Here is a 12,594-nt window from a genome sequence, read left to right as displayed (position 1 = left end):
GCGGGGTGCCGAGGTGACCCCCCGAGGGTGGGCCCTGCTGACCCTCGCCGGTCTGGTCGTGGCCCTGGCCGTGGTCGCCGTCGTCCTGGTGCCCTGGAACAGGCCACCCGCCCCCCGGGCCGACCAGCTCGCCGCCCTGCGTGACCTCCCCGCCGACCAGGTCGCCCACGCCCGCACCTTCCGGGGCGACCTGCGGCCCGGCCGCTACCTCGGGCTCGCCGTCGGGCTCCTGGCCGCCCTGGCGCTCGGCCTCACCCCGCTGGGCAGCCGCCTGATCGACCTGGTCGGGCGTCCCTTCGGCGGACACTGGGTGGCGCAGGCGGTACTCGGTGGGCTGGTGGTGGTCCTGGTGGTCGACCTGGTGACCCTGCCCTTCGCCGCCTGGCGGCACTCTGTCCTGCTGCGGTACGGGCTGAGCACCAACGGCTGGGGTGGCTGGACCGTCGACCTGCTCAAGTCGTACGCGGTCAGCGCGGTGATCGGTGCCGTCGCCCTGCTCGGCTTCTACACAGTCGTCCGGCTGGCCCCCAGGTGGTGGTGGGCGGTCGGCGCGGTCGGGGCGGCCGGTCTGGTGACCCTCCTGTCGTTCGTGTTGCCGGTGCTCGTCGAGCCGGTCTTCAACAGGTTCACCCCGATGGAACCGGGGCCACTGCGGACCGAGTTGACGAACATGGCCGCCCGCGACGGCGTACCGGTGAAGGACGTGCTGGTCGCCGACGCGTCCCGGCGGACCAAGGCGGTCAACGCGTACGTCTCCGGGCTGGGCCCGACGCGGCGGATCGTGGTCTACGACACCCTGCTGCGGGAGGCGACCCCGGCCGAGGTGACGAGTGTGGTCGCCCACGAGTTGGGACACGCCAAGGACCGTGACGTCAACGTCGGCACCCTGACCGGGGCGTTGGGGGCCGCCGCCGCGGTGGTCGCCCTCTACCTGCTCGGGTCGGGCGGCCCCCTGCCCCGACTGGCCGGGGTGGACTCCTTCGCCGACCCCCGTGCCTTCGCGCTGCTGTTCGCACTGGTCACCCTGGCCGGACTGGTCGCCGGCCCGGTGCAGGCCGCGGTGTCGAGACGGGTGGAGGCCCGGGCCGACGCCCATGCGATGGCCCTCACCGGTGATCCGGCGACCTTCGAGGCGATGCAGCGCCGACTGGCCGGGATCAACCTGGCCGACCCCGATCCGCCCCGGTGGGAGTACCTCTGGTCGGCGTCGCACCCGTCCACCGTGGAGCGGATGGCCGCCGCCCGCGCCTATGCCAGGGAGACCGGCCGATGAGCCGTACGCTGCTGATCACCAACGACTTCCCGCCCCGCCCCGGCGGCATCCAGTCGTTCGTGCACAACCTGGCCCTGCACCAGCCCTCCGACTCCGTCGTGGTGTACGCCTCGACCTGGCGCGACGCCGACAAGTTCGACGCCGACCAGCCGTTCGAGGTGGTCCGCGACCGGACCCGGGTGCTGCTGCCCACCCCGCTGGTGGCCCGCCGGGCCGCCCGACTGGCCCGCGAGTACGACTGCGACACCGTCTGGTTCGGGGCGGCGGCCCCGCTCGGGCTGCTCGCGGCCGGGCTGCGCCGCCGGGCCGGCATCCGGCGGGCGGTGGCCCTCACCCACGGGCACGAGGTGGGCTGGGCGGCGCTGCCCGGAGCCCGTGCCCTGCTGCGCCGGATCGGGCGCGGGGTCGACGTCACCACCTACCTCGGGGAGTACACCCGGGTCCGGCTGGACCGGGTCCTGAACGGGCTGACCGACCTGCAACGGCTGGCCCCCGGGGTGGACGTGGAGACGTACCACCCGGACGTGGACGGCGAGCCGGTCCGCCGCCGGCTCGGCCTGGCCGACCGGCCCGTGGTGGTCTGCGTCTCCCGACTGGTGGCCCGCAAGGGGCAGGACCAGCTGATCCGGGCGCTGCCGGAGATCCGTCGTCGGGTGCCGGACGCGGCGCTGCTGGTGGTCGGCGGTGGCCCGTACCGGGACACGTTGGCCCGGCTGGCGCGTCAGCACGGGGTGGAACGGGACGTGGTCTTCACCGGGTCGGTCCCGGCGGCGGAGCTGCCCGCGCACTACGCCGCCGGGGACGTCTACGCGATGCCCTGCCGGACCCGCAACCGGGGGCTGGACGTGGAGGGCCTCGGCATCGTCTACCTGGAGGCGTCGGCGACCGGGCTGCCGGTGGTGGCCGGTGACTCCGGCGGGGCACCCGACGCGGTCCGCGAGGGGGAGACCGGTTTCGTGGTCCAGGGTCTGGACGTGGCGCAGCTCGCCGACCGGGTGGCCACCCTCCTCTCCGACCGGGACCTGGCCCGCCAGTTCGGGGCGGCCGGACGGGCCTGGGTGGAGCGCGAGTGGCGCTGGGAGACCCAGGCCCGACGGCTGACCGACCTCCTGGGTCGCTGAGCCGCCGGGCACCGGTGTCGGCGGGGTCAGGGGAGGCGGGCCAGGAGCCGCTCGGGTGGGCCGGGACGGCCGAAGTGCCAGCCCTGCCCGGCGTCGCAGCCGATCTCCCGCAGGCGTTCGGCCTGGTCGGCCGTCTCCACCCCCTCGGCGGTGACCGTCAGGTCAAGGTCGTGGGCGAGGGCGACGAGCGAGGTGAGGATCCGCTCGTTGGTCCGATCGGCCCGGCCGTCGACCGGAGACCGCAGCCCGGTGACGAAGGAACCGGCCACCTTCAGCTCGGTCACCGGCAGGTCCCGCAGGTACGCCAGGTTGCAGTAGCCGGTGCCGAAGTCGTCGATGGCGATCCGTACGCCCAGGTCGGCCAGGGTACGCAGCGCCCGGGCGGGCTCCTCGGCGGTGGTCATCATGGTGCTCTCGGTGATCTCCAACTGGAGCCGGTGCGGTGGCAGGCCGGTCCGCTCCAGCAGGTCCCGGACCTGGTGCACCAGGTCGGGGGTGTGCAGTTGCCGGACCGCCAGGTTGACGCTGACGAACGGTGCCGGTTCGGGCCACTCCCGGGCCTGTCGGCAGGCCTCGGCCAGCACCCAGGCGCCCAGCCGGACGATCAGCCCGGTCTCCTCGGCCAGGCCGATGAAGCTGTCCGGGCCCAGCAGCCCCAGCTCCGGGTGCCGCCACCGCACCAGCGCCTCCACGCCGAGCACCGTGCCGTCGCGCAGCGACGTCAGGGGCTGGTAGTCCAGGAAGAACTCCTCCCGGTCCAGCGCGCCGGGCAGCGCGGCGGAGAGGGCGTGCCGGGCCAGTTCGAGGCGGTTGCGTTCCGGGTCGAACAGGGACCACCGGGCCCCGCCGGCCAACTTGGCCCAGTGCACGGTGCTGTCGGCAGCCCGCATCAGCTCACCCGAGGCGGCGTCGACGACCGGCACCTCCACGATCCCGGCGCTCGCCGAGACGGTCAGCTCCTGGCCGTCGACCAGGGCGGGTCGGCCGACGGTGGCGATCGCCGCCTCGGCGACCTCGACCACGTCGTCGGTGCTCCCGGTCCGTTCCACAAGGATGCCGAACTTGTCCCCGCCGAGCCGGGCGACGAGGTGTCCGCCCAGGGCGTGGCGTAGCCGACGGGCCACCGACACCAGCAGTTGGTCACCCACGCGGTGGCCCAGGGAGTCGTTGACCACCTTGAACCGGTCCAGGTCCAGGAAGCAGACGCCGATGCGTTCGGTGCCCGTCCCGGGGTCGCGGATGACGTCGGTGAGGCGTTCGTGGAACGACGTCCGGTTGGGCAGGCCGGTGAGGGGGTCGTGACCGGCCTGGTGCCGGAACCGGGCCTCGCTCTCGCGTAGCCCCCGTTCGGCCTGGTCCCGGGCCGACAACGCGGCCCGACGCATCTGTTCCTGCTCGTCGAGGGTCCGGTCCCGCAGGGCGTGCGCGAAACCGGTGGCCATCGCCCCGACCAGCCGGGCCAGTCGAGTCTCGGCGTCGGCGGTCTCCATCGCCAGGTCCCGCAGCAGGCGGAGCTGGACGACCTCGACGCTGCGCCCCAGTCCCTCGGGGGCGCAGACGTGGGCGACCACCAGGTCGGCGCCGACCCGGGCACCGGGCCGTACGTCGAAGGGCTCGGCGACCAGGGCCGCCGCCAGTCGTTCGGTGAGGCGACCGAGGAACTCCGTCAACTCGGCGCGGCTCATCGGGATGTAGCTGGTCCCGGTGACCGCCCGGGCCCAGCGGTGGGCGAAGGTCGTGGGTCCGGAGGGGACCCCGACGGCCAGGGCGGTGCCGTACCGACTCGCGGTGTGGTCTGCCATCGAGGTCCGCGAGCCCTGCCGGGGGTCAGTCACTGAGACGCCCGACGCCGCCCCGGAATGCCGCCCGCTCCGCGTCGCCGGCGCTCTCGGTGCACTCGGGGTGCCACTGCGGCACCCAGACCACCCCGGGTTCCAGCAGGTCGAAGCCGTCGAAGAGGGCGGTCAGCCCGGCCCGGGTGCGCACGACCAGCCGGTTGTCGGTCAGCTGGTACACCCGCTCGGCCTCGTGCTGCTGCGGACTCGCGTCGTCGGTGTCGTCGCTGACCTGTGACAACACCAGGTGGCTGCCGGGCGCGAGCGCGGTCCGCAGCGTCCGGAGGATCTCCGCCGGTCGGTCGGAGTCCGGGACGAAGTGCAGCACCGCCACGATCAGGACGGCCACCGGCCGGCTGAAGTCGAGCAGCTCGGTGACCTGGGGGTGGGTGAGGATCCGCTCCGGGCGGCGCAGGTCCTCGCGGATGACTGTCGCCCGGTCGTTGTCGGCCAGGATCTCCCGGCTGTGGGCCACCGCGATCGGGTCGACGTCCACGTAAACGACCCGGGAGTCGGGGGCCGCCCCCTGGGCGATCTCGTGCACGTTGCCCACTGTGGGGATCCCGGACCCGATGTCGAGGAACTGTCGTACCCCGGCGTCGATCAGGAACTGCACGGCCCGGCGGAGGAAGGCCCGGTTGGCCTGGGCCATCAGCGGGGCGTCGGGGACCGCCGCCAACACCGCCCGGGCCGCCTCCCGGTCGGCGGCGAAGTTGTGGGAGCCGCCGAGGTAGTAGTCGTACATCCGGGCCACGCTGGGGCGTTCCATGTCGATGGTCTCGGGGCTCCAGTCGGGCCGCCCCGGGCTTGCGTCCGTTTTGCCGATAACGCGAGAATCATCACCTGCGCGGGTCACCCGGGTATTCTGCCCCTCCTGTGCCCGGGTGAGAAGAGCGGGAACCCGATCGTCGCCGTCGGTGACGAGGACCCGGCCCGCCGTGGCGGACCGGGTCCTCGAACGCAGTGGCAGATCAGAACTTGGGGGCGTCCGGCGCCTCCAGCAGACCGAGCCGCAGCGCGGTCATCAGCGCCTGTGCCCGGTTCGCGGCACCCAGCTTCTCGTAGAGCTTCGAGATGTGGGTCTTGGCGGTCGACTCGCTGACGAACAGCTGCTTGGCGATCCCCGCGACGCTCATCCCGTCGGCGAGCAGCCGCAGCACCTGGCCCTCCCGGGGGGAGAGCTGCGGACCCGAGGGTGCCAACCGGCGCTTCATCGCCTCGGCCAGGTCGGCGGCGGTGAAGGCGCTGGGGGAGGAGGCGGCGTGCCGGGCGGCGGCCACCACCTCGTCGGCCGGGGCGGTCTTCGGCACGAACGCGCTCGCCCCGGCCTCCAACGCACCGAACAGCTGGTCGTCACCGGCGTACATGGTGAGCACCACGATCCCCATCGTCGCGCTGGACTTGCGCAGGGCGCGGGTCGCCTCCAGGCCGCTGCCGTCCGGCAGCCGCAGGTCCATGATCACCACGTCCGGCTGGAGGGCCCCGGCCTGGCGTACGCCCTCCGCCGCCGTCGCGGCCTCACCGACGACCTCGAACTGCCGGTCGCGCTCGAAGGCGTGCCGTAGGCCCTTGCGGATCAGGTCGTGGTCGTCGACCAGGAGGACCTTGGTACGGGTGGCCGGTGTCGGAGTGGTCATCCTCGGGTTACTCCCCTTCTGCTGCGGCTGCTGCTGCGCTACCGCGCACGTTATCGCGCCGGGGTGGGGAGCCGACCACCACCGCCACGGTCGTCCCACGGGGTTGCCGTGGCCTGATCTCCAACCGGCCCCGGATACGTTCCGCCCTCTCGGCCATGATCGCAAGACCATAGTGCCCCTCGGCGCGCTGGTCACCGATGCCGTGACCGTCATCCGACACTTCGATCTGCGCGTACGGCGGGTCGACCTCACAGGTGACCCAGAGATTGGCCGCCCCGGCGTGCTTGCGCGCGTTCGTCACCGCCTCCTGGGCGATCCGCAACAGTTCGGCCTCGGTCGCCGCCGGCAGCCGAGCCGTGGACTCGTCGAGCGACAGGTGCACCCGCAGCCCGCCGGAGGCACCCACGGTACGGGCGTACTCGGCGATCGCGGCGGCCAGTCCGCCGTGCCGGTCCACCTCGCTGCGCAGCTCGAACAGGCTCAGCCTCAGCTCCGTGATCACCCGGGTGACCTCGTGGCGCAGGGTACGCAGCGACTCGGCGGTCTCCTCGGCGTCCTCGTGCACTGTGGCCAGGGCGTTGTCGATGCCGTACCCGACCATCACCAGCTCCTGGGCGACCCCGTCGTGGATCTCCCGGGCGAGCCGTTGCCGTTCCTCGTTGGTGGCCAGCGACCGTACCTCGTCGAAGAGCAGCGCCGCCTCCAGCCGTAGCGCCGCCGGGCCGGTCAACGCCGTCACCCGGGACACCACCGGAGCCGGGTACGCCAGCGCGGTGTCCGCCTCCACCACCACCAACCCGACGGTCCGCACCCCGGCGACCAGCGGCACGATCAACGCCGAGACGTTCCCGCCGGTGTGCGAGCGGGCCTGGGAACGGGCGGCGGTGTGCGGCTGCTGGCTGGCCCAGGCGTCCGCGATCGCCGAGTCCGCGTCCAGGGTCGTCTCCCAGTCCACCCGCTCCGCGCCGACCTGGGCGAGCACCACCAGTCTGCCCCCGCCGCTGGCGGAGAGGACCGCCGCGCGGTCGGCGCTGGCGACCGTCCGCAACTCCTCCAACAGGTGCTCGGAGATGCCGCCCGGGTCCAGGGTGGCGCCGGGCAGCTGCCTGGCGACGGTACGGAGCTGGGTCAGCAGGCGGGTCGCCTCGGCGTACGGCTGGGGCTCGGTCGGGGTACGGGCGCGGACCAGCTGCTGCAGGGCGTGGGCGGTGAAGAGCCCCAGCCCGGCCAGCAGCAGCCACTGGCCGCAGACCGCGAGGTAACCGATCTGGAGCAGTTGCCGCTCACCGTCGACGCGGGTGACCACCCCGCAGATCAGCAGGGTGGTGGTGGTGACCCCGAGCAGCACCGCGCCCTCGACGAAGCGGCGGCGCAGCGCGGTGACGGTGACCGGGACCGCCAGGTACGGCAGCACCGCCGAGGCGCCGAGCCCGTCCACCGACCCCCCGAACCCGGCGACGGCGGCGACCTGGCTGGCCGCCAGCCCGAGCACCATCGCCTCGGCGATCCGGCTGAGCGGGGCGAGGAGCCGGTGCTGGGGGGCCAGCAGCGCGGGCACCCCGGCGGCGGCGAGCAGCGCCACCCACCACAGCTGGCGGGGGTCACCGGTGGCGAGCAGGGTCAGGGCCGCGACCAGCGCGAGCATCACCAGCCGGGCGGTGACGGCCAGGGGGTGAGGGGGGCGGGATGAGGTGGAGGCGGGCACGTGACGGATCGTAGTCAGCGCCGGTAGATGTCGGCGATCTCCGCCGCGTACTTGTCGTGCACCACCTGCCGCCGCACCTTCATCGAGGGGGTCATCTCCCCGGTCGCCTCGGTGAAGTCGCTGGGCAGGATCGTGAACACCTTGATCGCCTCGGCCCGGGACACCTCCTGGTTGGCGGCGTCGACGGCGCTCTGGACCTCGGCCCGCAGCTTCTCGTCGTCGCGCAGGTCCGCCACCGTCGCGTCGGCGGGCAGCCCGGCCGACTCCCGCCACGCGGGGAACGCCTCCTCGTCGATGGTGAGCAGCGCCGACACGAACGGCTGCCGGTCGCCCACCACCACACACTGGCTGACCAGCGGATGTGCCCGGACCTTGTCCTCCAGCACGGCCGGGGCGACGTTCTTGCCCGCGGCCGTCACGATGATCTCCTTCTTCCGGCCGGTGATGCTGAGGTACCCGTCGGCGTCGAGCTGCCCCAGGTCACCGGTGCGGAACCAGCCGTCGGAGGTGAGCACCTCGGCGGTGGCCTCCTCGTTGTGCCAGTACCCGCCGAAGACCAGGTCACCGGCGATCAGGATCTCGCCGTCGTCGTCGATGCGGATGGCTACGCCGGGCAGCGGACGGCCCACCGTGCCGATCCGGGTGGCGTCGGGCAGGTTGGCGGCGGCGGCGGGGGAGGTCTCGGTCAGGCCGTACCCCTCCAGGACCGTGACCCCGATGCCGCGGAAGAAGTGACCGAGCCGGGCACCCAGCGGCGCCCCGCCGGAGATCGCGTCCCGGCACCGTCCGCCCAGCGCCGCCCGCAGCTTGCCGTAGACCAGCCTGTCGAAGAGGGCGTGCTGTAGGCGCAGACCGAGGCCGGGTCCGCCGGGGGCGTCCTGCGCCTCGCTCCAGGCGATGGCGACCTTCTCCGCCCGGTCGAAGATCCGTCCCTTTCCGGCGGCCTCGGCCTTCTGCCGGGCGCCGTTGTGGACCTTCTCGAAGACCCGGGGTACGGAGAGCACGAAGGTCGGCCGGAACCGTTGCAGCTCGGGCACCAGTCGGGTGGGGTCGGGGCAGTGCGCCATGGTGGCCCGGGCCTGCACCACCCCGATCTGGATCAGCCGGGCGAACGCGTGGGCCAGCGGCAGGAACAGCAGGGTGGCGGCTCCGGCGTTGAACAGGTTCGGCAGCACCGGCACCGCGTTGGCGATGTCGGCGTACATGTTGCGGTGGGTCAGGATGCAGCCCTTGGGGCGGCCGGTGGTGCCACTGGTGTAGATGATGGTGGCCAGGTCGTCGGCGCGCAGCGCGGCGCGGCGCTTCTCCACCTCCACCGGGTCGACCGACTCGCCGGCGGTGACCAGGTCGGTGACCGCGCCCAGGTCGATCTGCCACACCTCGCGCAGGTCGGGGGTGCGGTCCCGGACCCCGGCGACCAGGGTGGCGTGCGCGTCGGTCTCGACCACCACGGCGACGGCGCCGGAGTCGGCCAGGATCCAGGCCGCCTGCTCGGCGCTGGAGGTCTCGTAGATCGGCACTGTCGCCGCCCCGGCCGCCCAGATCGCGTAGTCGAGCAGGGTCCACTCGTAGCGGGTGCGGCTCATCAGGGCGACCCGGTCGCCGGGGGAGACACCGGCCGCGACCAGTCCACGGGCCACCGCGACCACCTCGTTGCGGAACTGCAGGCAGGTGACGTCGACCCAGGTGGCATCCGGCCCGTCGGCTCCGGCCGGTTCGGGGCGGACGAACTGGACCGCGTCCGGGGCGGCCTCGGCGTTTGCCCAGACCGGGTCGGTCAGGTCGGCCGAGTCGCCGATGGTGACGATCGGCGGGACGGAGAACTCGCGCACCTGACACTCCCTCGTGCTCGTACGTGGTCCGGTGCCGGGGGCGGGGGCTGCCCCGGCTCTCGAGGAAACCTACCTGCCCGAACGGTTCGGGCGGACAGGCAGGCCCGAGGGGTGGCACCGGGCGTGGCCCGGGCGGTACGGGTAGCCTCCCCCCATGGCGGACTCCTCCACCCAGTCGATCGTCGTGGCCGCGTCACCGGCACAGGTGGCGGCGGTGATCTGCGACTTCCCCCGGTACCCGGAGTGGACCGAGGCGCTGCGCCGGGCCGAGGTCGTCGAGGAGTACACCGACGGGTACGCCAGCCAGGTGCGGTTCACCGTCGACGCGGGGGTGATGGCCGACGAGTACACCCTGGCGTACGAGTACGCCGAGGACCTGTCCCGCATCGAGTGGCACCTGGTCGAGCCGTCGAAGATGCAGCGCTCCCAGCAGGGGTCGTACGACATCGTCGGCAACCCGGACGCCACCACCACGGTGACCTACACCCTGGCGGTGGAGCTCTCCGTCGGGATGCTCGGGATGCTTCGCCGCAAGGCCGAAAAAATGATCATGGACACGGCGTTGAAGCAGCTCAAGCGCCGGGTAGAAGCATCCGGCGCCGCGCAGTGACGCGCCCGACGGCACGTTCACCACGGTAGGGGGCCCACCATGGGGGGTACGGAACCGGGTTCGGCCCGGGAAGAGGCGGAGCGGCTGGTCGCCACGCTGCTCGCCGCCGCGCGGGTGGCCTCGGCCGGGGCCCGGGGACAGTCGCCCTGGGGGCCGCTGGGTGGGATGCTCTCGGGTGTCCTCGGTCACAGTGGCGGCCCGACGTCGGCGAAACGCGAGGCGTCCGGCGTCGGCGGTTTCGCCACCGGTGCGCCGGAATGCTGCGTCTGCCCCCTCTGCCGGGCCATCACCGCCCTGCGTGATCCGAGCCCGGAGTTCGCCGAGCGGCTCGCCACCGGTGCCGGTGATCTCGCCGCCGGTGTGGCCAGCATGATGCGCGCCTTCACCGAGCCCGAGGATCGACGGTCGTCGTCGGACGCCCCCGCCCCGGCCACCGAGTCCGGGCGACCCGCCGAAGCCGACCGGCCCGACCGGGCAGAGGGGAAACCGGATCACATCTGGCGCGAGGCCACCCGCACCGGGCATGATTCTGCCTCGGCACCGGAGCACGACGTCTGGTCCGCCGCGACCCGTGCCGGGGACGAGGCTGCTCGGGTCGCCACCGTACCGCCCGTCGACGGCGATGGGCCAGGCGAGCCGGAGACGGCCCGACCGTCGGTCGACCGCTGCGCGGTGCCCGCCTCGCGGGCCCCGCAGGAGAACGGGGACGCACCGGACGGCGGGGTCTGACCACCGGACACCCCGCTTCCGACCGGCCCGACCGGCCGGGGGCGGGCAGTACAACGGAAGGGGAGTGGCAGCGGTGACGCTGACCATCGGAGTCGACGTCGGTGGCACGAAGGTGGCGGGCGGTGTCGTCGACGACACCGGCGCGGTCCTCGTGCAGGTCCGACGGGACACCCCGGCCGAGGACGTCGGCAAGACCCGGGACGTCATCATCGAGGTGGTCAGCGAGCTGGCCGCCGGCCGGACCGTCGACGCGGTAGGCATCGGCGCGGCGGGTTGGATCGACGCGAGTCGTTCGACAGTGCTTTTCGCCCCCAACCTCGCCTGGCGCGACGAGCCGCTGCGGCAGTACGTCAGCGCCGCCGTCGGCCTGCCGGTGATCGTGGAGAACGACGCCAACGTCGCGGCCTGGGCCGAGTTCCGGTACGGGGCGGCCCGCGACGCCGACGACTCGATGGTCATGTTCACCATCGGCACCGGTGTCGGCGGCGGCATCGTCCTCGGCGGCGCGCTGGTCCGGGGCGCCCACGGCATCGCCGCGGAGCTGGGCCACATGCTCACGGTGCCGGACGGACACCAGTGCGGTTGCGGCCGGCTCGGCTGTATCGAGCAGTACGCCAGCGGCAACGCCCTGGTCCGGTTCGCCCGCGCCGGTGCCCGCCAGGAACCGAACCGGGCCGCCGCCCTGCTCGAACTGTCCGGGGGTGACGCCGAGGCGATCACCGGACCGATGGTGACCGCCGCCGCCCAGTCCGGTGACCCGGTCTCCTGCGAGGCGTTCGCCCAGATCGGCCGCTGGCTGGGCACCAGCCTCGCCGACATGGCCCAGATCCTCGACCCCCAGGCCCTGGTCGTCGGCGGCGGGGTGATCGACGCCGGTGACCTGCTGCTCGGCCCGACCCGTCGGTCCTTCGCCGATGCGCTGGCCCAGCGGGGCCGGCTCCCGGTGGCCGACATCCGCCCAGCCGAGCTGGGCAACAGCGCGGGTGTCATCGGCGCCGCCGACCTGGCCCGCCTCAGCTGAATCGATGGGAGAACACTCGGTGAACGCGTCGACGGGCGACGGGGTCCGGTTGCGGGTGGTGTCGTACAACATCCACGGCCAGCGCGACGACACGGCAGCGTTGGCCGCCGTGGTCCGGGAGGCCGCGCCGGACGTGGTGATCGTGCAGGAGGGGGCCCGCCGGTTCCGGTGGCGGCAGCGCAACGCGTCGCTGGCCGCCTCGTTCGGCCTGGTCCTGGCCGCCGGCGGGCTGCCGTCGCTGGGCAACGTCCTGCTCACCAGCCTGCGGGTCCGGGTCCGCGACACCCGCGACCGTCGGTTCCCGCTGACCCCCGGTCGGCACCTGCGGGGGGCTGTCCACGCCGACTGCCAGGTCGCCGGGGCCCGGTTCACCCTCGCCGGGTCGCACCTGTCCACCGACCCGGCGGAGCGTCCCGCCCAGGCCGAGTTGCTGCGCAAGGACCTCGCCGAGGCGCGCTGGCCGCTGGTGTTCGGGGCGGATCTCAACGAGGGCCCGGAGGGTCCGGCCTGGCAGACCCTCGCCGACGGGTTCACCGACACGGCGGTGGCGATGGACCGGGCGGACCGGCTCACCTTCTCGTGCACCGACCCGCGCCGCCGCATCGACGCGCTCTTCGTCGACCCCCGGATCACCGTCGTCGACTACGACGTGGTGGACACCCCGCAGACCCGGCGGGCCAGCGACCACTTCCCGATCCTGGTCGACCTCCTGCTACCCGGCGAGGACTGACCTCGGGTCGACGAGACCGCGTGGCGGGGCTGGACAACCGACTCCATTGTGGAGAAGATTTCGCATCGACCGGCCCGAGCGCCGTACAGAAGGAGTCTCTT

11 protein-coding genes are annotated in these 12,594 nt (G+C 73.3%); 6 read left to right on the top strand and 5 right to left on the bottom strand.

What is annotated here, in order from left to right:
- The first annotated feature begins 13 nt into the window (after nucleotides 1-13).
- Together ABT336_RS07985 and ABT336_RS07980 are read left to right on the top strand one after the other, a co-directional pair.
- A complete protein-coding gene (locus ABT336_RS07985; protein WP_350895775.1) occupies nucleotides 14-1,273 on the top strand; it encodes a M48 family metallopeptidase in 1,260 nt (419 codons plus the stop codon).
- A complete protein-coding gene (locus ABT336_RS07980) occupies nucleotides 1,270-2,394 on the top strand; it encodes a glycosyltransferase family 4 protein (protein ID WP_350895774.1) in 1,125 nt (374 codons plus the stop codon). The genes ABT336_RS07985 and ABT336_RS07980 overlap by 4 nt, the downstream gene beginning before the upstream one ends.
- A 26-nt stretch (nucleotides 2,395-2,420) precedes the next feature.
- Here the strand turns inward: ABT336_RS07980 and ABT336_RS07975 are convergent, their stop codons facing one another.
- The 5 genes from ABT336_RS07975 to ABT336_RS07955 form a co-directional block, all read right to left on the bottom strand.
- Entirely contained in the window at nucleotides 2,421-4,196 is a 1,776-nt protein-coding gene (locus ABT336_RS07975; protein ID WP_502891131.1) for a putative bifunctional diguanylate cyclase/phosphodiesterase, read from the bottom strand.
- Between the two features lie 25 nt (nucleotides 4,197-4,221).
- Nucleotides 4,222-5,055: an SAM-dependent methyltransferase gene (locus ABT336_RS07970; RefSeq protein ID WP_350895807.1), complete on the bottom strand. Its 834-nt coding sequence runs from the start codon at nucleotides 5,053-5,055 to the stop codon at nucleotides 4,222-4,224.
- A gap of 145 nt (nucleotides 5,056-5,200) precedes the next feature.
- Complete coding sequence (locus tag ABT336_RS07965) at nucleotides 5,201-5,866, bottom strand: response regulator transcription factor (RefSeq protein WP_012014490.1); 666 nt, start codon at nucleotides 5,864-5,866, stop codon at nucleotides 5,201-5,203.
- A 7-nt stretch (nucleotides 5,867-5,873) separates the two neighbouring features.
- A complete protein-coding gene (locus ABT336_RS07960; RefSeq protein WP_350895773.1) occupies nucleotides 5,874-7,571 on the bottom strand; it encodes a sensor histidine kinase in 1,698 nt (565 codons plus the stop codon).
- A gap of 14 nt (nucleotides 7,572-7,585) precedes the next feature.
- The gene (locus ABT336_RS07955) at nucleotides 7,586-9,403 is read right to left on the bottom strand and encodes an AMP-dependent synthetase/ligase (protein ID WP_350895772.1); all 1,818 of its coding nucleotides are present in this window, start codon (nucleotides 9,401-9,403) and stop codon (nucleotides 7,586-7,588) included.
- 154 nt (nucleotides 9,404-9,557) lie between these two features.
- On the opposite strand from ABT336_RS07955, the gene ABT336_RS07950 reads away from it, so the two are divergent.
- From ABT336_RS07950 to ABT336_RS07935, 4 genes are all read left to right on the top strand, one after another.
- Nucleotides 9,558-10,013, top strand: a complete 456-nt coding sequence (locus ABT336_RS07950; protein WP_350895771.1) for an SRPBCC family protein — start codon at nucleotides 9,558-9,560, stop codon at nucleotides 10,011-10,013.
- 39 nt (nucleotides 10,014-10,052) lie between these two features.
- Nucleotides 10,053-10,742, top strand: a complete 690-nt coding sequence (locus ABT336_RS07945; RefSeq protein ID WP_350895770.1) for a hypothetical protein — start codon at nucleotides 10,053-10,055, stop codon at nucleotides 10,740-10,742.
- Between the two features lie 73 nt (nucleotides 10,743-10,815).
- Nucleotides 10,816-11,763 (top strand): ROK family glucokinase, encoded by a 948-nt coding sequence (locus ABT336_RS07940; RefSeq protein WP_350895769.1) that lies wholly within the window; start codon nucleotides 10,816-10,818, stop codon nucleotides 11,761-11,763.
- A gap of 19 nt (nucleotides 11,764-11,782) precedes the next feature.
- Nucleotides 11,783-12,493, top strand: a complete 711-nt coding sequence (locus ABT336_RS07935) for an endonuclease/exonuclease/phosphatase family protein (RefSeq protein WP_350895768.1) — start codon at nucleotides 11,783-11,785, stop codon at nucleotides 12,491-12,493.
- The last annotated feature ends 101 nt before the right edge of the window (nucleotides 12,494-12,594 follow it).

Origin of the sequence: Micromonospora sp. NPDC000207 (genome assembly GCF_040300925.1) — a bacterium.
GTDB lineage: Bacteria > Actinomycetota > Actinomycetes > Mycobacteriales > Micromonosporaceae > Micromonospora.
This window is presented reverse-complemented; position numbering and strand designations above follow the sequence as displayed.

Coding starts and splice junctions, on each gene's coding strand:
- ABT336_RS07945 (WP_350895770.1), top strand. CDS start 10,053: ATGGGGGGTACGGAACCGGGTTCGGCCCGGGAAGAGGCGGAGCGGCTG.
- ABT336_RS07980 (WP_350895774.1), top strand. CDS start 1,270: ATGAGCCGTACGCTGCTGATCACCAACGACTTCCCGCCCCGCCCCGGC.
- ABT336_RS07975 (WP_502891131.1), bottom strand. CDS start 4,196: ATGGCAGACCACACCGCGAGTCGGTACGGCACCGCCCTGGCCGTCGGG.
- ABT336_RS07950 (WP_350895771.1), top strand. CDS start 9,558: ATGGCGGACTCCTCCACCCAGTCGATCGTCGTGGCCGCGTCACCGGCA.
- ABT336_RS07965 (WP_012014490.1), bottom strand. CDS start 5,866: ATGACCACTCCGACACCGGCCACCCGTACCAAGGTCCTCCTGGTCGAC.